The organism is Microbacterium sp., assembly GCF_031178445.1.
GTDB lineage: Bacteria > Actinomycetota > Actinomycetes > Actinomycetales > Microbacteriaceae > Microbacterium.
In genome coordinates this window covers 279,933-301,710 of record NZ_JAPSIY010000005.1, presented here as the reverse complement: position 1 = coordinate 301,710, position 21,778 = coordinate 279,933, and the positions used below count along the sequence as shown (strand labels likewise).

The following is a 21,778-nucleotide window of genomic DNA, read 5'->3' as shown; positions in this document are numbered from 1 at the left end:
CTGACCATGTCGACGATGAGTCGGCCGATCCCTTCGCCGGCAACTCCCGCTCCCGACGTACCTAACCGCTCGGTCGGATCCCTATCCGGGCAGCGCGCGTTAAGCGGACCGCACCGTGCAAGCCTTGTGCGATGTCGCCCACTCGTGCAGCAGGCCCGTTCAGTGCCCGCAGGCGTACGCGCAGGGAACGGGCCGGTGACAGCGTCGATGCGCAAGCCGATGCCGCCGTCGGCGCTGCGGGCCTATTAGTCGTGGTCTGTGGCGAAGATGTCGTCGAGAATCTTTTGACCTTGATTTAGCGAATCGCGGATCACGAAGGAGAGCTGGTCGAGCGCTTCGAGCCAGTAGTAGATTTCTTGATCATCCGTGAATCTCCCGCATGATCGCAGCAGAGATTCCGTCACGTCTTGCACGTCCCACATTGCCTGGAGGGCGGCTCTATCGAGGTCGTACGGTCGAGGTCCGAGGAGGGCGACACCTGGGTCGCCACTTCGCAGCGCGCTGATGTTGCCCAATCTGGTTGCGTGCACGTGGCGGCTGGCGTAACGGTATCGTGCCCTGTCGCTCGGCTGCTTCACCTCATTCTCGAGCCTAGAAAATGGGATCCGACGCGGGTGCCGGGTCTGCGCACTTGTCCTGGTGAATCGCGGTAGCGCCCACCCGTTCTCGATCAGCATGGACTCACCGTGCGTCGCAATGACCGCATTGAAGCGACTCTCGAGCTCGCGCTCAACCGCAAGCCATTGGCTGCTCCGGCGCGCGGCCCCACTCGGTCTCAGATCGTCGACTGACTTCCACATGTCGACGATGTGGCTCTCAAGGTAGCGTTCAGACAACTTTGCCTCGAAGCGGTGGAGGAACTTCGCGATTACCCGGACCTCGTGCAACGTCCGCGTTAAAGCGAGCGCGCCCGACGGGTAGCCCATCGTCGTGAGCACGAAGACCTCCTCAACCAAGATCAGTGATCGAGCGTGAAGCTGCGCGAGGGCCTGAACCTTCGGCGCAGTTCGACGGCTTTGTGGCATCCACTTCGACAGCGCGAGGTCGTTCATCTTGCCGGCCAACTGGATATAGCCAGCGAGCAGGTACCGAGTCGTCGCGAAAGCGTCGCCGATCACCTCCCCGAACGGCGCGAGGCCTCTGGCGCGAGCGACACCAAGCCCCAAAGCGTCGTTGACGAGGTCCCGGAGGTGGCGGTCCCAGAAGTACTCCGCATCACTCACCAAGAACGCGCTGTGGAGGCGCTTTGGCGATGGATTCGATCGAGCTCCTCGAATGCGACGCGACAGGCGTCTCAGAATCACGTCCTCGTGTTCCGTATCGACCACGGGATCGGGTGCCGCTGCGTCCTCACCGTTGTCCATAAGCACACATTAGGTCCGCAATCGTGCGGAAGCCGGTCTTCCAGCGCGTCCGTTCTGCGACGAGCGGTGGGTCCGCCCAGGCATGCGGAACGCTGTGTGTGGCGACGTCAAGGTTAGGGATCGACGTGGCGCATCCACCGGTAGCGCGGACTTGACTATGCCCGCGGACCAGGCGACCTGCTGGTGGCGAAAGCGGTCGTGAGACACCTGGCGCTGGCGCGGATAGCCTGGTGACACGCCTAGCGCCGAAGCCCACGTACGTGCCTACCAAGATCGAGACCTTATGACCGAAGTCGTTCGAACGAGCCTCCGTATGTCTCTACTCGAGAATGGTTATGACTCCTTCGCCGAGTCGCTCGCCTACGTCGAAAGAGCTGCGACCGATCCGACACGATGGAAGTTCGCGGTGCTGAATCTCGTGCACGCCGTGGAACTCCTCCTCAAGCAAAGACTGCTCAACGAGCATGAGCTGCTGATATGGCAGGACGTCGATCGACCCGGCAAACTCACGGTGGGGCTCGAGCGAGCAATACCTCGTCTTCTGTCGGCCCGCGTCGGCATTGATGCGGCGGACAAACAGGCAATCGAGACTGCGATCCGATGGCGGAACAAGATCACGCACTATGAAGTAGACCTGATCGCGGAGGAGGTGCGAGAAAACTACCTCCTGATCTTTGAGTTTCTCGACAAGTTCCACGGCGCCCATTTCGCGGGGTCGCTCTCTGATCACATCCCGGATGAGCATGTACAGACTGCAATGGATTTGGCTGAGTCATTTCGCCGCGAGTTCATCGTTTTCCGGGGACGCGAAATGCATCGCAAGTGGGCGCGCCGCCTGGTTGCCGCTCAACGCGTGCAAGTTCTTGTTCTCGACGGGGTTGAGGTGCCGCGCACGCCATGGGGGCAGGAGAAGTGGTGGGACGCCGACTACATGGAAGGTAGGGGGCCAGCCGATTTCTGCCGGGACTGCGCTGCCGCATTGGGCGAGCAGCACGGCCCCGGATGTGTCTTGGAGGAGTGTCCCAACTGCGGGGGGCAACTGATCACATGCGAGTGCGACTGGGATGACAGCGACTATTGGGCGCTCTGGGGCGATGAGTACGACGACGAAAATGAGCCACTCGACGGGGAGCCTTCGGTCGATGAGGCAGCAAACACGAACGGATAGGCTCGCCGCACTACACGCTTCCCGGTCGAGCTGCTACCGCTTTTGACCCGCCGAGTGCAGCCCGCAGGCCGGTCCCCTGTGCCCCCTGGCATGCAAGTGCATGAGGGGTTGCCGCTAGGCACTGTTGAGGCTGCCAATGGATGTGCGCACGCCGGTCCGCGCGGCCCGGTCCCCGCTACAGCGGTGGCAGGTTGTCCAGGTTGTTCTTCGTCGTCGTGTCCGCCGTCGTCTTGAGAAACTTTCGTCCAGCGGAAGTTTGGGCGACATAGACGTCGGCGCGCTGCGGGCAGTTGACGTAGAACGTGTTGCTGCGCGACTCGATCGACGCGACGACCTGTGTAACGGGCCAATCCCACCGCCCCGTGACGCCGACATGCGTGATGTTACCGCTCCGGTCTTTCCGCACATTCTTGATCTCGGCATCTGCCACGACGTTCTCCGATCGTTCCGTCCTCGCTCGCTGCGAGGGTGGCTCCAGCATGGCAGAAGCCTCCGACATCGCGGCAACGCGGCGGAGCCACCGACTCGTGCGCAAGTCGGTGGCTGAGCGTGCGTGGAATCGCGTCGTCAGCCCTGGGCTGTCATTGCGCGGACAGGACGAGTCGTGCGTGGCGTCTAGTGCGCGTATGCACCGCTCGATGCTTTGCGCAATAGCGGCTGGCTCCCTACGCGCACGACCACCGGCGCTTCGTCGGGTCGAGGCTTCCGAACGCGCTGAGCCGTCCGTCAACCTCCTGAACCGGAACGACTCCACCCAGCTTGACATCGTGCGCGCTGGCCACGGACCAGTCATCCGCCACTCCATCCGGATCCCGCGCGAGCCCGTCAACTGTTGTTGGCGCGAGTCCGAAGCCAGACCCATCAGGAACCCACCTAAATCACCCGCTACGACCCGCCACCAACCCGCTACACTCAAACCAAGCGAACCGCCCGGTTCCCTGTAAACACAAGGGAATCCGCGAGTTCTCGAGACGATCGGCGGAGACCGGAAATCGACCGGATCCTCCAAGGGGTCGCAGGTTCAAATCCTGTCAGCCCGACCATTTAGGGCCGGAATCTCGCAAGAGTTTCCGGCTCTTCTGCATGTCTGGGATGGTCGCCCCCTCCAACCCCTCCAGTTGTCCGCAGGCTCTGCCAGGATGATTCCGTGCCGAACCGTATCGCGTGATGGGTAGCACGATCCGTTGTCGGTCATGACGCGGCGACCTCAATTCCGGACGCGAGGAAGAGCGCTCGCACTCGAGTCCAGGAGTCAGCGGCTGTCTCTTTGCGGCCAAGCCTCTTGATATCGACGTGGATGAGTCCGCCCGGCGCTTCATCTCGTAGCGGCGCGGCTTTGGCTGACGCACGGGCAAGGCTGTGGAGCGATCGACGTGCTCCAGTGCCGGCATGCGGTATCGTTCAGCACGCGGCCGATTGTGCAACGGGGCACGCCGAGGTGGTAGCAAATCCGGTGGGGTCCCCAGAGGCGATGGAACCGCGGCGAAACGATCCGTCGCTCCATTCGGGTGGACGTGCGGTGTGGTGATCGATGCGGTCGCGAACTTCAGTCGGTGAGCGGCGGGCCCGCACTGTACCTGCGTGCCCACCTGGACGCTGTCGATGGCAAGCACTGGAAGCGCTCCGCAGCGCGGCGGCCCGTCCACGGCTGGTCCACGATCAGCGCAGCGAGTCGTCGCCGGCCCTCTGCCCTCCGCCCTCCGCCGAGGGCCGCGACCATGCGAATATTGTCCTCAACGACGCTGTTTGGACGCCTAGGGTCCGGGGGTCGCAGGTTCAAAACCTTGTCGTCCTCAACATCTCGAGCTACGTGCTCGGCGCCATCGTCGGCCTCCTGCTGCTCTACGTCGTCATCCGGCAGGGTGTGTTCCACGGGCTCCGTGCCCACACTCGCTGGATCGACGACGGCAAGGGCTGAGTCTGTCCGCGCGGTAACCACCCCGACCGTAGTCACAGCTTGCTCCCAGACAATGGGGACCAAACGGAGCACCTTCGACGTTGTCTCTGATGGCGCCGCAGCCGGCGGCGTCGATGAAGGAGAGAACTCATGTCGCACGACTACAGCAAGACTCCTGAGGCGCTGGACCGCCTCACCCCCGACCAGTATCGCGTCACGCAGCGCGACGGCACTGAGCCGGCGTTCCGCAACGCGTACTGGAACAACCACGAAGACGGGATCTACGTGGACGTCGTCTCAGGTCAGCCCCTGTTCTCGTCACTGGACAAGTACGACAGCGGCACGGGATGGCCGAGCTTCACCAAGCCGATCGAGGCCGACGCCGTGCGCTCGAAGAGCGACGCGTCGCACGGCATGGTCCGCACGGAGGCGCGCTCCACAGGCGCCGATAGCCACCTCGGCCACATCTTCGACGACGGCCCCGCCGAGGCCGGCGGTCAGCGGTACTGCATGAACTCCGCGGCCCTGCGGTTCATCGCGGTGGCGAACCTCGAAGCCGAAGGGTACGGACGATTCCGCTCCCTGTTCGCGAACGAGACCGTCGAGAACAGCGGCAAGACTGAAAACACTGAGGACATCAACAGTGAGGAGAACGCATCATGACCAGCGGCATCCACGACACCGGCGAGATCACCCGCCGACCCGGCACCGAGACGGCCGTCCTGGCCGGCGGCTGTTTCTGGGGCCTGGAGGACGTGATCCGCAGGCAGCCCGGAGTGCTCGACACCCGCGTCGGATACACGGGCGGCCGCAACGATCACGCGACCTACCGCAACCACCCCGGCCACGCGGAAGCAGTGGAGATCGTCTTCGATCCGACGCAGACGACGTACCGCGACATCCTGGCGTTCTTCTTCCAGGTGCACGACCCGACGACGATCGATCGCCAGGGCAACGACATCGGGTCGAGCTATCGCTCGGCGATCTTCCCGCTCAGTCCCGAGCAGGAGAAGGTCGCACGCGACACGATCGCCGACGTGGACGCCTCCGGGCTCTGGCCGGGCAAAGCCGTCACCAAGATCGAGCCGGTGGGGCCGTTCTGGGAGGCTGAGCCCGAGCATCAGGACTACCTGATCACCTATCCGAACGGTTACACGTGCCATTTCGCGCGCCCGGACTGGGTGCTGCCGAAGCGCGCGGCCACCACGACCTGACGATCATTCCGGAGTGCACCCCTCATCGCGAGGAGGGGTGCACTCCGCCGAACGGTGCAGCACCGAGGACGGCCGACACGTCCACCGCAACCATGACGGGAACGGCGACGAATCGGCGCGGGGCGACGGCGACAGCAGGCCCCGTCAACCGTGTTCCAACACCTCCGCCGCCACGGGTGAGCCAGGCCCGGAGGTGTACCACCCCGTCGGACCGATGCTCGAGCCCATGCGGCGTACGTACTGGTCGAAGTACACGCGCGCGACCAGCTCTCGGCGACTCGCGACCCCCGCCTTGTCGAAGACCGACTTGAGGTGGTCCTGCACCGTGTACGGCGACACGTGCAGAGTCACGGCGATCTCGCGAGTGTCCGCGCCGCGCAGCACGGCTGCGACGATCTCGCGCTCACGGGCGGTGAGGTCGAAGGCGGCAGCCACGAGGTCGATGACGTCCTGCGGCCGGGCCTCCTCGATCGTGACAACGACGTCGCCCGCGCGATCGCCTGCGCCGCCGAGGGGTGACGCGTGCAGCACGACCCACACTCCGTCAGCCGTACGTGCGCGTATCCGCGGGGCGTGGTCGGTCTCCCCGCGGGCGAACCGGCGGGCGCCGCTCACGAGGGCCTGCACCGACGTCAGCGGGTCGCCCATGCCGGGCACAACGGGCATCTGCGCGAGGTACGCCTGCGCGCCGGGCGTCGACTGCACGACGCGGTCGTCCGCGTCGAACACGATCACCGCCGGGCCGGCCTGAGATCCGGCATCCGCTCTGCTGAGCTGGGAGAGCAGGCCGGTGCGGATGCCGCGCGTGAATGCCGGCGCCACGGCCGCCAGGAAGTCCAGCTCCTCGCCCGCGAATGGCGTATGGTCGTCGCCCCGGAACAGCGAGATGTGGCCCCATGCGCCGTTGCGATCGACGAATACCACGCGGGCCTCGTCATGGAAGTCGAAGTGCGGCATCAGCAGTTCCGACATCCGCACCGAACGGTCCAGCATTCCGTGTGTCAGACGGTGCACCCCCACGGCGATCTGTCCCGCGGCGACCATCGCGGTGATCGACGTGGGGTCGTCGCCGCCGTACTCGATCTGCGACCAGACGAGATCCCGCTCGTTGCGGCCGTCCAGCGCACCCAGTTTGCGTGAGCTCGAGACCATGGTCGTGGCCGGATCGAGCGTCGAGATGCACGCAGCCACGAACGGCACGACCTGCTGCAGCGCGACCGCCGCCTCGTCCATGAAACTGTGCAACGGCAGGCCGGCGCGCGATACGACATCGATGTCGCTGCGCGCCCGCCCGATCCCCAGTGCCGTCGCCATGGAATCAGTGTGCTCCGGTACCGCCGCAAGCGCCATCCCAGGTATCTGGGGGAGCGGAATTCCCTCATGAACTGGGATGGTCCGCCCGCCCTGTCGCGGCGGAGAGTATCCGTGTCCAACCCGACTCGAACCAGGAGCACACACATGACTCTCTCCGACAACCTGATCGACACCCGCGCAGCATCCCTGAGAGCTGCCCTCGGCGACCGCGTTCTGCTCGCGGGCGACCCTGACTACGACGTCGCACGCACGCCGTGGAACGTCGCCGTCGACCAGCGCCCGTTCGCTGTGACCAGACCCCAGACCGCCGAGGAGGTCGTCGAGGTCGTCCGCGCCGCAGCGGCATCCGGACTTCGCGTCGCACCGCAGTCGACCGGGCACGCCGCCGCGGCGCTCGCCGACACCGACCTGACCGACGTCGTACTCGTCTCGCTCACGGGCATGCGCGGGGTGACCGTCGACCCGATCGCTCGCACCGCACGTGTGCTGGGCGGCTCGCTCTGGAACGACGTCATCGAAGCCGCCGCGCCGCACGGACTGACGGCCCTCCACGGCAGTGCGGGTGACGTCTCTGTCGCCGGCTACATCCTGAGCGGCGGGCTGTCGTTCTACGCCCGCACGCATGGACTCGCGGTCAACACGGTGCGCGCCGTGCAAATCGTCACAGCCGACGGCAACCTCGTCCGCGCGAGCGCCGACGAGAACCCCGAGCTCTTCTGGGCGGTGCGCGGAGGCTCGGGAGCCTTCGGCGTCGTCGTCTCGCTCGAACTCGACCTGCTGCCGTACGCCGACGTCTTCGCGGGCATGCTGCTCTGGGACGCCTCGCGCGCCGCCGACGTCGCTCACGCGTGGACGGCGTGGACCGCGACGGCACCCGAGTCGGCGACGACCACCCTGCGCATCATGAACTTCCCGCCGCTGCCCGAGCTGCCGCCGTTCCTATCGGGCCGCTCCCTGGTCGTGGTCGACGGGGCCATCCTCGAGACGGATGCCGCCGCATCCGTACTCCTCGAACCGCTCCGTGCGCTTGCGCCGGAGATGGACACATTCGCACGCATCCCTGCCGCGGGACTCGTCGCGGTGCACATGGATCCGCCCGGCCCGACCCCTGCTGTGACGACGCACTCCGTGCTGGCGGAGCTGCCTTTCGAGGCTGTGGAGGCGTTCGTCGCGGCCGGCGCCGTGCCCGGGGTGTTCTTCGCCGAGCTGCGCCATCTCGGGGGAGCGATCGCCCGACGGCCGGATGATGCGGGCGCCGTCGGCTCGGTCGCCGGCGCCTACCTCGCGCACACCGTCGCCATGGTGCCCGCACCCGACGTGATGGCCGGGGCGGATGCCGCGGTGCGGGCAGGTCTCGCCGCGCTCGAAGCATGGCAGACCGACGAACTCGTCCTCACCTTCATCGACGGCGGCGATACCGATCGGGATGCCGGCTTCGGCGACGCGGCAGCGCCTCTGCGCGAGCTCAAGCGACGCTTCGACCCGAACGACACCTTCGCGGCAGCGCACGCGCTCTGAGTACGGAACGGTCCGCCGGGCGAAGCCCCCGGCGGACCTATCCGCATGCCATCCTCGCGCAGGCCTTCGAGGCCTCGGGCCGGTCACCTCCCGCACGATCGGTTCCATCCCTTTGGCCCACACACTTCATATAGTTGTACGGTGATACTAATTAAACGTACGTACAATTATGTAGTGGAGGCCCCGATGAACAGACCAGCTGCTGCAGCTTCGCGCGCTTGGGCCGGCATGGCGGTGCTGGCCCTTCCGACATTCCTGCTGGGCCTCGATGTGACGGTGCTCTACCTGGTGCTGCCCGCTCTGGCGGCGGATCTGACTCCATCGGCCACACAGGCGCTGTGGATCATGGACGCGTACGGCTTCCTGCTCGCGGGCTTCCTCGTCACGATGGGCACCTTGGGTGACCGCATCGGGCGACGCCGCTTGCTGATGATCGGTATCGCTGCGTTCGCCGCGGTGTCGGTGTTCGCAGCGTTCGCGCCCAGCGCGGAGACGCTGATCGCGGCGCGCGCACTGCTGGGCGTCGCGGGCGCGACGCTGATGCCCTCGACTCTGTCACTCGTGTCGAACATGTTCCCCGATCCTCGGCGACGAGCCGTGGCGATCGGGGTCTGGGCCACGATGTTCGCGGGCGGAATGGCGGCGGGCCCGATATTGGGGGGAGTTCTGGTCGACTCTCTCTGGTGGGGTGCGGCGTTCTTGGTGGCCGTTCCGATCGCGCTCATCGTGCTGCTGCTTGGGCGAGTGTTTCTGCCCGAGTACCGCAACCCCCGCGGTGGGCGGCTCGACATGGCGAGCGTCGCGCTGTCACTGACAGCCATACTGCCGATCGTCTACGCGATCAAGCACGTCACGGCCGATGGTCTGGATGCCGCGATCATCGTCGCAGTGACGGTCGGCGCGCTCGCCGCGACCGTGTTCTGGCGCCGGCAACTGCGCCTGCGTGACCCGCTGCTCGACGTCAGTCTGTTCCGCAGCAAGGCGTTCAGCGCCGCGCTGGCGGTGCTTCTGCTCGGCCTCGTCGGGGTGGGCGGCAGCATGTACCTCGTCACGCAGTACCTGCAACTGGTCGAGGGACTGAGCCCCTTCACCGCGGGACTGTGGATGGCTCCGCCCGCGATGGCGATGTTCGGCGCGGCCATCGGAGCACCACTGCTCGCGCGCCGCATCCGCCCCGGATACATCATGGGCGGCACCTTGGCCGTCTCTCTGATCGGTTACGTGCTGCTGGCCACCGCCGGCCTGGATGCCGAGTTGCCGGTCGCCCTCGGATTCGCCTTCGTCTACCTCGGTCTGGGGGCCATCGCCGCCCTGGGAACGGACATCGTGGTCGGCGCGGCACCGGCAGCGAGCTCCGGTTCGGCCGCTTCGCTTTCAGAGACCGTCCAGGAGCTCGGGCTCGCGGTCGGGGTGGCCATCCTCGGCAGCCTGACCACCGCTGTCTACCGATCTCAACTGGCCGTACCCTCAGGCCTCTCCACCGACCAGGACGCAGCCCTCCGTGACGGCCTCAGCACCGCGGCCGCAGTCGCGAACGAGCTTCCTCCCGGCCTTCTCGTCGACGCGCAGCGGGCCTTCACGACAGGACTGAACATCGCTTCGGCGGTCGCCGGCCTCGCGATCGCGATCGCTGCCGCGGTGTGTCTGCGGATGCTGCGTCACGTTCCCAAGCTCGAGAGCGCACAGCCAGATGCCGCCGCCGGCGTCGCCGAGGGCTCGACTACCCTTTGAGCGAAGGAGGGTGATGAGCGACAACACGGCTGAGCGCGTCGACGGGCGCTTCGCGCGGGGAGCGAAGCGCCGCGCGGAGATCATCGACGCCACCCTGGCGGTCGTAACGCGCGACGGAGCCGCGGGCGTCACACACCGCACCGTTGCGAAGGAGGCGGGGATCACGACATCCCTGAGCACCTACTACTTCGCCACTCTCGACGACCTCCTCGTAGCAGCCCTGACCAGCGTCGCTGACGCCTACACGGCGAAGATCCGGGCGATCATCGATGCGCCGGGCGACAAACTCGCGGGATTGGCTGAACTCATCGCCGAAACGGGCGGCTCCGGGCGCGAGCGCGCACTGGCCGAGCGCGAGCTCGCCACACTGGCCGCACGCAGGCCCTCTCTGCGACCGATCGCCCGCCGCTGGCGCGAGAACGTCGCCGAGCTCGCAGGAACCCTGACCGACGACGCCCACGCGATCACCGCCCTCGTCGCGATGTCGGACGGCCTCTGCACCGCCATCCTTCTCGACAATGCGCGCGCTGACCCGGTCGACCTGCGCGTCGCCCTGCACAAGGCCCTCCGAAGCTGATCGGCACGGGTCTCACGGCCCTTCGTGCCAGAGTGGAACGGTGACTTCAGGATCGGGCATCGACGGGATCGATTCGGCAGAAACGGCGTATGAGACGGCGGGCACGGCAATCAGGCGGGCTGATCTCAATGACGTCGAGGCCGTGCTGTCGCTGTTCGACGGGGCCGTGGCATGGATGAACGCGCATGGCAACACCGAGCAGTGGGGCACGGCACGCTGGTCGGACCTGCCGGAGCGCCGGGACATGGTGGAGCGCTGGTGTCTGGCATCCGGGTCTTGGGTCGCACTGACCCCCGAAGGTGGTGTGGCCGGTTTCCTCGTCGTGGGTGCCGCACACGCCTACGTGCCGCCTTCATCGCGCCCGGGCCCAGAACTCTACATCGAGGCGCTGGTCGCCTCGCGGGCGGAGGACGAACGCGGGTACGGGCGCAGGCTGCTGGCGCATGCGGATGAACTCGCCGCCCGGGCCGGCATTCGCGAACTGCGGGTGGATTGCTTCGCGGGGCGCGGCGGTGACCTGGTGCGGTTCTACGAAACGGTGGGCTACGTCAAAGACGTCACCTTCCAGGTCAAGGAATGGCCTGGTCAGGTTCTCACGCGCACCCTCGCCTCGTAGAGACCACAGGGCGTCCACGACCTTCTGCCGCCTCTGCTCCCGCCCCGCCATGCCCTTCACCATACCGACCCCGGAACCTACGCCCGCGTGCGGCTCGTCGATCTGGGCGGCCCTCACCGAGCACGACCGCCACACAACCCGCGGTCACGGCGCGCGGATGCCGGCGCTACCGCAGGTGCATCCTCACCGCAAGCCCTCGACGATCCGAGCGCAGGTTACATATCGTGGCGTCAACCGAGTCGGCGGAGCGGATTGGAGAGGGCGGTGCTCGGGAATCGCTATGTGGAGGCCTTCCATCAGCTCTCGGTGGAGGCCAATGACGCCGGTCTGATGCAGCGCAGGTACGTCTTCTACTGGGGGATGCTGCTGTTCTGGACCCTGTTCACCGTGGCGATCCTGATCGGCGTCGCCCTCTTGGGCGAGAGCTGGTTCCAGCTGATCCTCGCCGCACTGCTCGGGGTCGCGATGGCGCAGCTGGGGTTTCTCGGTCACGAAGCCGCGCATCAGGGGATCTTCGCCTCGAGGCGATGGAACGAATGGGTCTCGCGGGTGCTCGCCGGACTGTTCACCGGCCTCAGCTACGGCTGGTGGGTCGACAAGCACGGTCGTCACCACGCCAATCCCAACAAGGAACGGGTGGATCCGGATGCCGAGCCCGGCGTCCTCTCCTTCACGCCGGAGGGCACCGACAGGCGCACCGGCCTCGCAGCCAAGCTCGGTCGCTACCAGGGCTACTACTTCGTGCCGCTGCTGCTCTTCGAGGGATTCTCTCTGCACGTCGACTCGTTCAAGACGATCCTCACGGGCAAGGGGGTGACTCACCGCTGGACCGAGATCCTGTTCGTCGGCATCCGCGTGTTCGGCTATCTCGCCCTGCTGTTCATCGTGCTGCCACCGCGGATGGCAGTGGCATTCGTACTCGTCCAGGTCGCCGTGTTCGGACTCCTGCTCGGTGGTGCGTTCTCACCGAACCACATCGGGATGCCGACGGTACCGCACGACGCCGACATCGATTTCCTGCGACGGCAGGTGAACATGTCCCGCAACATCCGCGGAGGCCCGCTCGTGCACTTCTTCATGGGCGGGCTCGAGTACCAGGTGGAGCACCACCTGTTCCCGATGGCACCCCGACCGAACCTGCCGGCACTGCAGAAGCTGGTGCGGCAGCGGTGCGCCGAGTTGGGGATCTCGTACACCGAGACCACGCTCGGCGACGCATTCCGAACGATCATCGCCTACCTCAATCAGGTCGGGCTGAAGAACCGCGACCCGTACACCTGCCCCCTTGTGCGGCAGTACCGAGGCTGAAGTATGTCGCAAGGAGGCCCTCATGAAAGTCACAGTGAACCCCACGACGTGCATCGCCTCCGGCAACTGCGGGCGCACGGCGCCGCGCGTCTTCACCAACCGGGACGAGGACGGCGGCTTCGTGAGCGTTCTCGATGAGCATCCGCCCGAGTCCGAGTGGGCTGCGGTGCGGGAGGCTCAGGACCTGTGCCCGTCTGCCACGATCCACGTGGAGGACGACTGACCTCGATGCTCCCTATCGCTGCGGTGAGGCCACGACCGGCTGGCGCAGCACCGTGCGCAGCTTCTCGGGAGCGACCTTCCTGAAGTCGCTGAAGTAGATCTCATGGTGCTTGCCGTTGAGGGTGTACCCGCTCTCGGGGATGAATCGCTCGTGCATCTGCTCCAGCACCGGGCCCTCGTCGTCGAACGAGCCGATGTGCAGCGTCTGCACGCTGCGGCCCTCCGAAAGGGTCTCCAGACGGACGTCGTCCAGTCGGCGGGGCCGGGTCTTGGCACCGGCCTGCTCGACGGCGCTGCGGAACAGGTCCTCCTCGATCCAGTCGGGCGCCATCAGCATCATCGTCCAGTCCCACCTCGACTTGTCGCGTGCGACGGTGAAGGCATCCATGTCCTCTGCCCACCACAACCCCTCCAGCGGCGGCACGACATAGTCCCGATCGAGTTCCCGGCGGCTCGCGAACTTGAGCTTGTAGGCGACCGGGTACAGGGACTCGAGCGCCTCCGTGTACGCGGGTGAGGTGTTCGGGTCGCCGTGCCCGTCGATCATGAGGTACTGCATGTCGGGGACGTCGACGATGCGGAACCCGCCCCGCGGGGCCCGGTAGCTGTCGAGGGTCTTCTTGAAGTCGATCTTGTCAGTCATCCGATCCGGAACCTTTCTCCCATAGCCGTCCGCCGCGCGCCCGCGCGACCACGATCCCACGCTGCGAGCTGGGGAACCGCCCCAGCATCGCCCTCAGCTCTGCTGCCTCGACATCCGCGCCGAAGGCCTCGGCCCCCGGCTCCAGCATGATCCCCGCCGCCAGAGGGCCGGCGACGACAGGGTCGAAGCCGAGCTCGTCGACCAGCCGGCACACGATGTCGAGGTCGTCGGCGCGGTCGCCGGCGATCGCGATGGCCTTCCGCCCCGGAACGCCGGCCGCCCTCGCCTCGTCCTCCAGATCCTGATATCCCATGTGCCCCAGCGCCTTCACCACGCGAGCCCCTGGCAGGAAGCGCTGGACGGTCTCGCTCGTGGATGTGCGCGGATCGCTCAGGTCATCGCGCACCCCGTCGCCCCACCAGTAGTTCATGGCGTCGATCACCAGCTTGCCGCGCAGCAGCTCGGCAGGCAACATCCGGTATCTGTTCAGCGGGACGGCGAGGACCACCGCGTCCGCCTGCGCGATCACCGATGCGTTCGTACCTGCGGTCGCGCCGAGCGCCGCCATCGCGCGGGAGATCGGCGCTGGGTCGCCGGATGCCGCGACGACGACGCGATACCCGGCGGAGACGGCGAGGCGGGCCAGCACCCGCCCGAGGCGGCCCGCCCCGAGGATGCCGAGCGTGCCGATGCGGCCAGGTTCGAAGTCCACGACGCCATCGTACGGGTCGGTCCGCAACCCCCTGCCGGTTCGGCGGAGGGGCAGGTATACCGGTTGGCGCTCACCGGAAGAGAAGGAGTTCACCATGAGCCATCGCATCGGCTACCTCGTCGGCAGTCTGTCGAGCGATTCGATCAACCGCGTTCTCGCCAAGGCGCTGGTGGGTCTCGCGCCCGAAGGCCTGGAGCTGACGGAGATCCCGATCCGTGACCTGCCGCTGTACAACCGCGACGACGAGCAGAATCCGGTCGAGGCCGTCATCTCGTTCAAGCGGTCGATCGAGAGTTCGGACGGGCTGCTGCTCGTATCGCCGGAGTACAACCGCTCGATACCCGCACCTCTCAAGAACGCGATCGACTGGGGCTCGCGCCCCTGGGGTCAGAACTCCTTCGCACGCAAGCCGACGGGAATCATCGGCGCCTCGACCGGGGCGATCGGCACCGCCGTGATGCAGGCGTCGATGCGCAGCGTGCTGAGCTTCCTCGACGCGCCGCAGCTGAACGCGCCCGAGGCGTACATCAGCTTCAAGCCGGAGGTATACGGCGAGAACGGCGAGGTGCGCGACGCCGGCACCGAGAAGTTCCTGCGGCACTACATGGAGGAGTACGAGGCGTTCGTCGAGCGGGTGCTCTCCAGCACCCTGCCCGGTCACATGGGTGACTCGGATCCGGACTCGATGCACTGAGCGGCGCGCACATGACAGGACAGGAGCGCCCCGGAGCCGAGCGGTGGGTGCCGTCGCGCGGTGGCATGCGGATGCTGCGCGAAGCCGCGCACGACTGCCGGGGATGCGAACTGTGGAAGGACGCGACCCAGGTCGTGTTCTCCGACGGTCCGGTATCGGCGCGGATGATGCTGGTCGGAGAGCAGCCGGGTGACAGGGAGGATCTGGCGGGGGAGCCTTTCGTCGGACCCGCGGGACGCCGGCTCGACGACGCGCTGGACGCTGCCGGCATCGAGCGCGACGGCGTCTACCTGACGAACGCCGTGAAGCACTTCCGCTTCGAGCGACGCGGGAAGCGTCGCATCCACGAAAAGCCCGCCGTCGGTCACATCGACGCGTGCCGGCCGTGGCTCGAGGCCGAGATCGCCGTCGTGCGACCGACCGTGATCGTGGCGCTCGGGGCGACCGCCGCACGGTCCCTGCTGGGGCGCACGGTGCGCATCGGAGCGGTACGAGGGACCGTACTGGAGTCTGCCGACAAGCGCGGAACTCCGCTGGTCGTGACAGTGCATCCCTCCAGCCTGCTGCGCCTGCCCGACCAGGCCGACCGTGCGGCGGCGTTCGACGCCTTCGTTCACGACCTGCGCCGGGCAGGCGAACTGGTCACCTGAGTTCGCTGCTAGTTCATGCCGATCACGCGGCCACCAGCCCACTGCTGTGCTGAAGCGACAGCAGTGCGTCCCGCAGCCGGCAACGAGCGTCGTAGCCGCCATCGGGCAATGCGTGCAGAGCGGCGAGATCCTCGTCGGGGAGGCCGTCCCTCGCCGCTTCGCGGGTGAGGTCGTCCTTCATCGCGGGGTACTCCATGTCGGCGAGGAAGCGCTCCAGCGAGGGAGAGAGTGAAGGGGAGAGGGGGATCATCGCAAACATCCTTCGGTGGTCGAGGGCCGGGTGGGGAAGGGAACGGCGGGCGAGGACGCCCATCGGCCGTCCTCGCCCCACCGGTCTCAGGCGGCGATCTCCTGACGGTGCCCTGCGGATTCGATGGCGATTTTGCGCGGCTTCGCGCGCTCGCTCACAGGGATGATCACGGAGAGCACGCCGTTCTCGTACGAGGCGCTGATGCGCTCGACGTCCACGCCGTCCCCGAGCGTGAACTGGCGCAGGAAGGACCCAGCACTGCGCTCGCGCGCGAGCCACCGCGAGCCCTCCCCGCTGTCAGCCGTGCGCTGCGCACGGATCGACAGCTGACTGCCGTCGATGTCGACGTCGATCGACCCGGGGTCGACTCCGGGCAGATCTGCGTGCAGAACGTACTTGTCACCGTCGCGGAACAGGTCCACCGGCATGAGCCGGGGAGAGCGGACGGAGTCCAGCACGCTCGCAGCGAGACGATCGAGCTGACTGATCGGATCGAAGGCCATTGCCATGTTGTTCTCCTTTCATGCCGCCCCGAAACGGGGTACTATTCGGATGCAGGAAACCTGCATTGCTGGATGTAGATTTGTTATAGATCAAGTTCGCGATCTACGCAACGTCTTCAAGGAAACTCTCAGACATGGCAGAACGAGACACACGCACCCCGCTCTACGGGATCGCCGTCGCGGCACAGCTCGTCGACATGCCGGAGGCAACGCTGCGCCTCTTCGAGCGCAAGGGCCTGCTCACGCCGTCACGCAGCGACGGGGGGACTCGCCGGTACAGCGACGAGGACATCGACAGGCTGCGCAGAGTCGGAAGACTGCGTGACGAGGGGATGAACATCGCCGGCATCGGGCGGGTCCTCGAACTCGAAGACGAGAATGCGGGGCTGCGGGAACAGCTCTCGGCTGAGCGCGAGGAATGACTCCGGCGATCAATGGGTCAGCAGTACCTTGATCGCGCCGCGCGTCGATCGGGAAAACGCGCGCGTACCCACGCGTGCAGCGGGTCTCAGTGGTCGCGCAGCATCCGGATCAATTCGTCCTTGCGCTTTCCGGAATAGCCCTCAAGCCCGAGTTCCTTCGCGCGCTTGCGCAGCTCGTCGACCGTGCGGTCCTCGTAGTCCTCCGATTCGCCGCCGCGCTTGCCGACGCTCGAGCGTCCGTCGCGGGCCGCGGCGTTCGAGATGCGCGCCGCCTTCTCCTTGGACGCGCCGTCGTCGCGCAGCTTCTCGTACAGCTCTTCGTCCTTGAGTTCCGGCTGGTTGGGCATCTCAGCCTCCTTCGATCGTGGACGTCGCGATCAGCGACGCACACGACCATACGCACGAACCGTTCCAGGCCCGACGCCCTTGACAGGCCGACCGGTCGCGCCTAAGTCGTCGCCGGGTCAGTTCCAGTGCGCCTCGGTCACGTGCGGCGGATGCGCCGCTGCGTCGTACACGCGCACCCAGGCGACGTCGACCGCGATGAGAGCGAAGCCGACGTCCAGCGCCCGCGAGCCGGGGAACCTCTCGCTGTACGCTTCGCCGAGCCTCCAGCGTTCCTCGTCATGGGTGATCCGCGCCCGGCCCTCCAGCTGCACGGTCGTATCGGCGCCTGTGATGGCGAGCGCCACGGCCGGGCGCTCCCTGATATTGGCCACCTTGCGGGAGTCCATCATCGCGTCGAACACGACGACGCCGCTGTCGTCGGCGGTGATCCCGACGTAGGCCGCCTGCGGCTCGGCATCCGGCCCGATGGTGGCCACGACACCGGACCCGCACACCCGGATGAAGTGGGAGACGGCGGCGCGGTCCGAAGCGTCGATGCTCATACTCCGACGCTACGCCCGACGCGGCCGCGACACGAGGTCTGTTTCAGGGGACTGCCCGCTCCCACGGCTCCACATCGCCGGGTACGACGTGGAACAGCGGGTGCGGGGCGGGCGCGGCCCGTCGCCATCGTTCGGCATCGGCGGGGCTGCGCGCGAGCAGCTTGGCGCCGAGATGGCCCCATTCGAGGGCCAGCTGACCCTGTGTCACCGGGAGCTCGGCGGCCGGCTCAGCGGGGGAGAGGATGCGGGTGCGGTCGAAGCGATAGCCGCGGGCGTCCGCCTCGCCGGCGAGCCCCGTCAGGTACGCGCCGACCAGCAGCACCGGGTCCGGCTGCGCCCGGAACCGCTCCAGCTGGGGGTGCCGCGTGTATCCGCGAGTACGCCCGGCGAGCACCGCCTGCGCGAGCAGCGTCTCGCGCCAGCAGGCCACCAGCGCGGCTCTGTCCAGGTGATGCGGGTGCAGCGACCAGATCCTCATGACGAACCCGTTCTCAACGCGGCATCCCGTCGGGCGCGGGGGCGCTTCGCTCGGCAGTGCGCCGGGCGAGCTTCGACGGCCACCAGATGGCGCGGCCGATGTCGTACGAGAGAGCGGGGACGAGCAGCGAGCGCACCACGAAGGTGTCGAGCAGCACGCCGAAGGCCACGATGAAGGCGATCTGCACCAGGAACAGGATGGGGATCACCGACAGGGCGGCGAACGTCGCGGCCAGCACGAGCCCGGCCGAGGTGATCACACCACCCGTGACGGCGAGCCCGCGAAGCACCCCCTCCCGGGTTCCGTGCTTCTGCGACTCCTCGCGCACGCGTGTCATCAGGAAGATGTTGTAGTCGATGCCGAGCGCGACCAGGAAGACGAACCCGAACAGCGGCACGGCAGGATCCGCACCCGGGAACGCGAAGACCCCGTTGAACAGCACCGCGGCCACGCCCATCGCCGTGCCGAACGACAGCACGGTGGTGAGGATCAGCAGCACCGGCGCGAGGATCGAACGCAGCAGCAGCATGAGGATGATCAGGATGACGACCAGGATCACGGGGATGATCAGGTTGCGATCGTGGATCGAGGCCGTGTTCGTATCGACCGCGGTGGCGGTCACGCCGCCGACGGCCGCTCCGATGCCGTCGAGCTCTGCCCGCAGGTCGACGACGGTCTGCTCGGCAGCAGGAGAGTCGGCGGCGTCGGTCAGCGTGCCCTGCAGCAGCACGTTCCCGTCGACCACGGTCGGCTCGGCCGCGGGGGTGCCGGGCGGGCCGAAGGCGGTCACACCGTCCTCGGTCACGGGCGCGCTGCCCGAGGGCGAATCCGACGCGGTGACCGAGACGCCGTCCACGCCGTCGTCCGCGAGCAGCACATCCGCGGCGTCCTGCATGCGTGATTCGTCCACGAGGACGTACACCGGGCTGCCGGAGCCACCAGGGAAGTGCTCGCCGAGCACCTCCTGCCCGTCGCGCGCCTCGGAAGCGCCCAGCACCAGGTCGGACTGCGGCACGCCGCGCGCGTCGAGCTGGAGCACCCCGACGGCGGCGATCGCGAGCACGACGGCCGTCGAGATCCAGCTGAGACGAGGACGGCGACGGATGCCGCGGGCGAGACGCTGCCACAGGCCGCGCCCCTCGAGCGGGTTCTCTTCGGAGACCTGCTGCGGCTCGAACCTGGGCCGGCGCGGCCAGAACGCCGCTCTGCCGAAGACGCCCAGCAGGGCGGGCAGCAGTGTGAGTGCGGAGAGCATCGCGAAGACGATGCCGATCGCCGCCACCGGGCCCAGCGTGCTGTTCGACTTGAGCTCGCTCAGCAGCAGGCAGAGCAGGCCCGCGATCACCGTCCCGCCGGAGGCGAGGATCGGTTCGACGGAGCCCTTCCACGCCGCCCGGACAGCCTGCCAGCGATCCTGTGTGCTGCGCAGCTCCTCGCGGAATCGCGCAACCAGCAGCAGGGAGTAGTCGGTGGCGGCTCCGATGACGAGGATGAAGAGGATGCCCTGCGTCTGGCCGCTGAGCAGCAGGAACTCGAACTTCGCCGCCCACCACACGACGAGCAGCGCCACGCACAGGGCGAAGAGGCTCGTGCTGAGCACGATCACCGGCAGCAGCAGCGAACGGTAGACGATGACGAGGATCAGGAGCACCGCGAGGAGCGCGACGAGCAGCAGGATGCCGTCGATACCCGCGAAGCCGGCGATCAGGTCGGCGGTGAAACCGGCGGGACCGGTGATGTGCACGGTGACGCCGTCTGGCACCGCCTCGCGCAGACCCGACGACAGCGCCGCAGAGACGTCGCCGACATCGGCGCCGGAATCGATCGGCACGAAGGCCTGCGCGGCCAGCCCGTCTTCGGAGACGAGGACGGGCGATGCCTCGTCCCTCACGCCTTCCGCCGCCATCGCATCCTCCAGAGCTGTGCTCAGGCGGTCAAGCAGCGCGTCGTCGATCTCGGCGTCCGACTCGAAGACCACGACTGCGGGGATCGAATCCGAGCCAAGGAAGTCGTCGAGGGCGTTCTGCACGGTGGTGGCAGGAGCGGACTCGGGCAGATAGGCGGCGCGATCATTCGAGGAGACCTCGTCGATCTTGCCGAACAGCGGTCCGCCGAAGGAGGCGCCGGCGAGCCACAGCAGAATCACCAGCGCCGACAGCACGCCGCGAAGGAGCCGGCGAGGTCTGCGGGTCGACGCTCTGAGTTCGGCCCTCGTCGTCATGCCCATCCCTTCCGCGTGTGGATTCAACGCTACAGGGCCAGAACTTTGCGCTTGACCTCGCGACCTCGCACTGCCGCCCCGTACCCACCTGACGCGCTTAGAGTGTGGTCATGGAGACAACGCTGGTCATCGCGGCATCCGCTCCAGTGCCGCGCGGCAATCGGGTGGAGATCGTGCAGGTGCGTCGAGACGAGACGGACGCCGGCGAGGTGGTCGCCGTGCACGACCTCGATCGCGGCATCCGGTACCGACTGCGCGAGGTGCCGCGTGAGAGGGTCGTGGTCTGGCGCGCGCAGGTGCGCGACTGCACAGTGGCGGACACCGTACGCGGGCCGGAGACGACGCTTGTCGTGCTGAGCGCCGATCCTGCCGGCGATGCCGAGCAGGCGCTCATGGATGCCGATGCGGCCGCCGCAGCTGCGAAGGCGGAGTCGGATCGGTGGGGCGGAGCGGACAGCAGGCCCGCGGAGGCTCCGGAGCGATTCTGGTGAGCGGTTGGCGGCGGATCACCGAAGAGCAGGAGCGGCGTCACCGCATCGACGCCTCGATCGAACGGGTGCTGCGGCGCCGCTCGGCCGCGGAGGGCGTCGAGGCGCGCACCCTCAAGACCAGCGACGGCGATTTCTGGGTGCGCGAGACGGCGGACGGCCGGCAGACCCACGGGGTGTGGGTTCTGCCCGGTGGTCCGCCGACCGTGCTCGGCGACATCGAAGCCCGCGACGGCGATGCGCACGCCGCATGGGACGCTATCCGGGAACTCGCCTCGCAGCCAGGGATGACGGACACCGTGGCATTCAGCGCGTTCCGCGGTGACGGTTTCGCGGCAGCGCTGGCTGATGCGGCCCCGGTGCGTCGGATAGCGACCAAGATGCAGCGCGAGGTGAGCGGCATGGCGCCGCCGGAGGGGATCACGACGCGGCCGATGACGACCGCCGAGTTCGACGACTACCTGGCCGAAGGTGCGCGAAGCTACGCTGACGAGCTGCTTGCCAACGGCGCCGTCGTCGACGCCGAGGCGGCGATGGCGGAGGCTGAGGCCAGCATGGCGCGGATGCTGCCCGAAGGACTCGACACTCCCGGAGAGAAGCTCTGGATCGTGCAGGATCGGGATGCTCGGCCCGTCGGCCTGCTGTGGGTGCATTTCCAAACCGAGCTCGCATTCATCTACGACATCGAGATGCGCGAGTCGGTGCGCGGACTCGGATACGGGACTCAGACTCTGCGAGCGGCCGCGGCGCACACACGCGATGCAGGCCTGCCGCTGCTCGCGCTGAACGTGTTCGGCAGCAATGATGCGGCGCGGCGCCTGTACACCAGGGAGGGCTTCGTCGAGACGGAGGCGATCTGGTCGGCGGACGCCTCAGGGCGCGACGGCGGCTGATCGAA

At 67.3% G+C, this 21,778-nt stretch carries 25 protein-coding genes and 1 pseudogene; 14 read left to right on the top strand and 12 right to left on the bottom strand.

Going from position 1 to position 21,778, the window contains the following annotated elements; translation table 11 throughout:
- Positions 1-245 precede the first annotated feature (245 nt).
- Positions 246-1,364 carry a DUF5677 domain-containing protein gene (locus RIN43_RS09755; protein WP_309128714.1) on the bottom strand — a complete coding sequence of 373 codons (1,119 nt, stop codon included), beginning with the start codon at positions 1,362-1,364 and terminating at the stop codon, positions 246-248.
- Between the two features lie 313 nt (positions 1,365-1,677).
- On the opposite strand from RIN43_RS09755, the gene RIN43_RS09750 reads away from it, so the two are divergent.
- Positions 1,678-2,532: a hypothetical protein gene (locus RIN43_RS09750; protein WP_309128713.1), complete on the top strand. Its 855-nt coding sequence runs from the start codon at positions 1,678-1,680 to the stop codon at positions 2,530-2,532.
- 175 nt (positions 2,533-2,707) lie between these two features.
- Here the strand turns inward: RIN43_RS09750 and RIN43_RS09745 are convergent, their stop codons facing one another.
- Positions 2,708-2,962, bottom strand: coding sequence for a DUF3892 domain-containing protein (locus tag RIN43_RS09745; protein WP_309128712.1), 255 nt, complete (start codon positions 2,960-2,962; stop codon positions 2,708-2,710).
- Between the two features lie 735 nt (positions 2,963-3,697).
- Positions 3,698-4,252: pseudogene (locus tag RIN43_RS09740) on the bottom strand (IS481 family transposase); the annotation flags it as partial.
- 327 nt (positions 4,253-4,579) lie between these two features.
- On the opposite strand from RIN43_RS09740, the gene msrB reads away from it, so the two are divergent.
- Together msrB and msrA are read left to right on the top strand one after the other, a co-directional pair.
- Positions 4,580-5,092 carry a peptide-methionine (R)-S-oxide reductase MsrB gene (gene msrB / locus RIN43_RS09735; protein ID WP_309128711.1) on the top strand — a complete coding sequence of 171 codons (513 nt, stop codon included), beginning with the start codon at positions 4,580-4,582 and terminating at the stop codon, positions 5,090-5,092.
- The gene (gene msrA / locus RIN43_RS09730; RefSeq protein WP_309128710.1) at positions 5,089-5,643 is read left to right on the top strand and encodes a peptide-methionine (S)-S-oxide reductase MsrA; all 555 of its coding nucleotides are present in this window, start codon (positions 5,089-5,091) and stop codon (positions 5,641-5,643) included. The genes msrB and msrA overlap by 4 nt, the downstream gene beginning before the upstream one ends.
- Before the next feature lie 144 nt (positions 5,644-5,787).
- On the opposite strand, the gene RIN43_RS09725 is transcribed toward msrA, so the two are convergent.
- Positions 5,788-6,957, bottom strand: a complete 1,170-nt coding sequence (locus tag RIN43_RS09725) for a LuxR C-terminal-related transcriptional regulator (RefSeq protein ID WP_309128709.1) — start codon at positions 6,955-6,957, stop codon at positions 5,788-5,790.
- Positions 6,958-7,101: 144 nt separating this feature from the next.
- Between RIN43_RS09725 and RIN43_RS09720 the strand changes: the two genes are divergently transcribed.
- From RIN43_RS09720 to RIN43_RS09695, 6 genes are all read left to right on the top strand, one after another.
- The gene (locus RIN43_RS09720; protein ID WP_309128708.1) at positions 7,102-8,475 is read left to right on the top strand and encodes an FAD-binding oxidoreductase; all 1,374 of its coding nucleotides are present in this window, start codon (positions 7,102-7,104) and stop codon (positions 8,473-8,475) included.
- Positions 8,476-8,661: 186 nt separating this feature from the next.
- Positions 8,662-10,206, top strand: a complete 1,545-nt coding sequence (locus RIN43_RS09715) for an MFS transporter (RefSeq protein ID WP_309128707.1) — start codon at positions 8,662-8,664, stop codon at positions 10,204-10,206.
- A gap of 13 nt (positions 10,207-10,219) precedes the next feature.
- Positions 10,220-10,783 carry a TetR family transcriptional regulator gene (locus RIN43_RS09710; protein WP_309128706.1) on the top strand — a complete coding sequence of 188 codons (564 nt, stop codon included), beginning with the start codon at positions 10,220-10,222 and terminating at the stop codon, positions 10,781-10,783.
- A 40-nt stretch (positions 10,784-10,823) separates the two neighbouring features.
- Positions 10,824-11,399 carry a GNAT family N-acetyltransferase gene (locus tag RIN43_RS09705; protein ID WP_309128705.1) on the top strand — a complete coding sequence of 192 codons (576 nt, stop codon included), beginning with the start codon at positions 10,824-10,826 and terminating at the stop codon, positions 11,397-11,399.
- 264 nt (positions 11,400-11,663) lie between these two features.
- The gene (locus RIN43_RS09700) at positions 11,664-12,707 is read left to right on the top strand and encodes an acyl-CoA desaturase (protein ID WP_309128704.1); all 1,044 of its coding nucleotides are present in this window, start codon (positions 11,664-11,666) and stop codon (positions 12,705-12,707) included.
- 22 nt (positions 12,708-12,729) lie between these two features.
- Complete coding sequence (locus RIN43_RS09695) at positions 12,730-12,930, top strand: ferredoxin (RefSeq protein WP_309128703.1); 201 nt, start codon at positions 12,730-12,732, stop codon at positions 12,928-12,930.
- Positions 12,931-12,942: 12 nt separating this feature from the next.
- Here the strand turns inward: RIN43_RS09695 and RIN43_RS09690 are convergent, their stop codons facing one another.
- Together RIN43_RS09690 and RIN43_RS09685 are read right to left on the bottom strand one after the other, a co-directional pair.
- Entirely contained in the window at positions 12,943-13,572 is a 630-nt protein-coding gene (locus RIN43_RS09690; protein WP_309128702.1) for a GyrI-like domain-containing protein, read from the bottom strand.
- Positions 13,565-14,284 (bottom strand): NAD(P)-binding domain-containing protein, encoded by a 720-nt coding sequence (locus RIN43_RS09685; RefSeq protein WP_309128701.1) that lies wholly within the window; start codon positions 14,282-14,284, stop codon positions 13,565-13,567. Before RIN43_RS09685 ends, RIN43_RS09690 begins: the two co-directional genes overlap by 8 nt.
- 94 nt (positions 14,285-14,378) lie before the next feature.
- Between RIN43_RS09685 and RIN43_RS09680 the strand changes: the two genes are divergently transcribed.
- Together RIN43_RS09680 and RIN43_RS09675 are read left to right on the top strand one after the other, a co-directional pair.
- The gene (locus tag RIN43_RS09680) at positions 14,379-14,978 is read left to right on the top strand and encodes an NADPH-dependent FMN reductase (RefSeq protein WP_309128700.1); all 600 of its coding nucleotides are present in this window, start codon (positions 14,379-14,381) and stop codon (positions 14,976-14,978) included.
- 11 nt (positions 14,979-14,989) lie between these two features.
- Positions 14,990-15,628, top strand: coding sequence for a UdgX family uracil-DNA binding protein (locus tag RIN43_RS09675; RefSeq protein WP_309128699.1), 639 nt, complete (start codon positions 14,990-14,992; stop codon positions 15,626-15,628).
- Between the two features lie 22 nt (positions 15,629-15,650).
- Here RIN43_RS09675 and RIN43_RS09670 read toward each other — a convergent pair whose 3' ends face one another.
- Positions 15,651-15,878, bottom strand: a complete 228-nt coding sequence (locus RIN43_RS09670) for a DUF2795 domain-containing protein (protein WP_309128698.1) — start codon at positions 15,876-15,878, stop codon at positions 15,651-15,653.
- An 86-nt stretch (positions 15,879-15,964) separates the two neighbouring features.
- Positions 15,965-16,387 carry an Hsp20/alpha crystallin family protein gene (locus tag RIN43_RS09665; RefSeq protein ID WP_309128697.1) on the bottom strand — a complete coding sequence of 141 codons (423 nt, stop codon included), beginning with the start codon at positions 16,385-16,387 and terminating at the stop codon, positions 15,965-15,967.
- Between the two features lie 128 nt (positions 16,388-16,515).
- Between RIN43_RS09665 and RIN43_RS09660 the strand changes: the two genes are divergently transcribed.
- Complete coding sequence (locus RIN43_RS09660; RefSeq protein ID WP_309128696.1) at positions 16,516-16,803, top strand: MerR family transcriptional regulator; 288 nt, start codon at positions 16,516-16,518, stop codon at positions 16,801-16,803.
- 86 nt (positions 16,804-16,889) lie between these two features.
- On the opposite strand, the gene RIN43_RS09655 is transcribed toward RIN43_RS09660, so the two are convergent.
- The 4 genes from RIN43_RS09655 to RIN43_RS09640 form a co-directional block, all read right to left on the bottom strand.
- Complete coding sequence (locus RIN43_RS09655) at positions 16,890-17,150, bottom strand: Rho termination factor N-terminal domain-containing protein (protein WP_309128695.1); 261 nt, start codon at positions 17,148-17,150, stop codon at positions 16,890-16,892.
- 117 nt (positions 17,151-17,267) lie between these two features.
- Entirely contained in the window at positions 17,268-17,693 is a 426-nt protein-coding gene (locus tag RIN43_RS09650; RefSeq protein WP_309128694.1) for a pyridoxamine 5'-phosphate oxidase family protein, read from the bottom strand.
- Between the two features lie 43 nt (positions 17,694-17,736).
- Positions 17,737-18,171: a pyrimidine dimer DNA glycosylase/endonuclease V gene (locus RIN43_RS09645; protein ID WP_309128693.1), complete on the bottom strand. Its 435-nt coding sequence runs from the start codon at positions 18,169-18,171 to the stop codon at positions 17,737-17,739.
- 13 nt (positions 18,172-18,184) lie between these two features.
- Positions 18,185-20,392 carry an efflux RND transporter permease subunit gene (locus tag RIN43_RS09640; protein ID WP_309128692.1) on the bottom strand — a complete coding sequence of 736 codons (2,208 nt, stop codon included), beginning with the start codon at positions 20,390-20,392 and terminating at the stop codon, positions 18,185-18,187.
- Positions 20,393-20,502: 110 nt separating this feature from the next.
- On the opposite strand from RIN43_RS09640, the gene RIN43_RS09635 reads away from it, so the two are divergent.
- Entirely contained in the window at positions 20,503-20,883 is a 381-nt protein-coding gene (locus tag RIN43_RS09635) for a hypothetical protein (protein ID WP_309128691.1), read from the top strand.
- A complete protein-coding gene (locus tag RIN43_RS09630) occupies positions 20,880-21,773 on the top strand; it encodes a GNAT family N-acetyltransferase (RefSeq protein ID WP_309128690.1) in 894 nt (297 codons plus the stop codon). Before RIN43_RS09635 ends, RIN43_RS09630 begins: the two co-directional genes overlap by 4 nt.
- Positions 21,774-21,778 lie beyond the last annotated feature (5 nt).

Coding starts and splice junctions, on each gene's coding strand:
- RIN43_RS09720 (WP_309128708.1), top strand. CDS start 7,102: ATGACTCTCTCCGACAACCTGATCGACACCCGCGCAGCATCCCTGAGA.
- msrA (WP_309128710.1), top strand. CDS start 5,089: ATGACCAGCGGCATCCACGACACCGGCGAGATCACCCGCCGACCCGGC.
- RIN43_RS09655 (WP_309128695.1), bottom strand. CDS start 17,150: ATGCCCAACCAGCCGGAACTCAAGGACGAAGAGCTGTACGAGAAGCTG.
- RIN43_RS09710 (WP_309128706.1), top strand. CDS start 10,220: ATGAGCGACAACACGGCTGAGCGCGTCGACGGGCGCTTCGCGCGGGGA.
- RIN43_RS09715 (WP_309128707.1), top strand. CDS start 8,662: ATGAACAGACCAGCTGCTGCAGCTTCGCGCGCTTGGGCCGGCATGGCG.
- RIN43_RS09660 (WP_309128696.1), top strand. CDS start 16,516: ATGGCAGAACGAGACACACGCACCCCGCTCTACGGGATCGCCGTCGCG.
- RIN43_RS09680 (WP_309128700.1), top strand. CDS start 14,379: ATGAGCCATCGCATCGGCTACCTCGTCGGCAGTCTGTCGAGCGATTCG.
- RIN43_RS09665 (WP_309128697.1), bottom strand. CDS start 16,387: ATGGCAATGGCCTTCGATCCGATCAGTCAGCTCGATCGTCTCGCTGCG.
- RIN43_RS09675 (WP_309128699.1), top strand. CDS start 14,990: ATGACAGGACAGGAGCGCCCCGGAGCCGAGCGGTGGGTGCCGTCGCGC.
- RIN43_RS09755 (WP_309128714.1), bottom strand. CDS start 1,364: ATGGACAACGGTGAGGACGCAGCGGCACCCGATCCCGTGGTCGATACG.
- msrB (WP_309128711.1), top strand. CDS start 4,580: ATGTCGCACGACTACAGCAAGACTCCTGAGGCGCTGGACCGCCTCACC.
- RIN43_RS09670 (WP_309128698.1), bottom strand. CDS start 15,878: ATGATCCCCCTCTCCCCTTCACTCTCTCCCTCGCTGGAGCGCTTCCTC.
- RIN43_RS09650 (WP_309128694.1), bottom strand. CDS start 17,693: ATGAGCATCGACGCTTCGGACCGCGCCGCCGTCTCCCACTTCATCCGG.
- RIN43_RS09725 (WP_309128709.1), bottom strand. CDS start 6,957: ATGGCGACGGCACTGGGGATCGGGCGGGCGCGCAGCGACATCGATGTC.
- RIN43_RS09690 (WP_309128702.1), bottom strand. CDS start 13,572: ATGACTGACAAGATCGACTTCAAGAAGACCCTCGACAGCTACCGGGCC.
- RIN43_RS09695 (WP_309128703.1), top strand. CDS start 12,730: ATGAAAGTCACAGTGAACCCCACGACGTGCATCGCCTCCGGCAACTGC.
- RIN43_RS09635 (WP_309128691.1), top strand. CDS start 20,503: ATGGAGACAACGCTGGTCATCGCGGCATCCGCTCCAGTGCCGCGCGGC.
- RIN43_RS09640 (WP_309128692.1), bottom strand. CDS start 20,392: ATGACGACGAGGGCCGAACTCAGAGCGTCGACCCGCAGACCTCGCCGG.
- RIN43_RS09750 (WP_309128713.1), top strand. CDS start 1,678: ATGTCTCTACTCGAGAATGGTTATGACTCCTTCGCCGAGTCGCTCGCC.
- RIN43_RS09645 (WP_309128693.1), bottom strand. CDS start 18,171: ATGAGGATCTGGTCGCTGCACCCGCATCACCTGGACAGAGCCGCGCTG.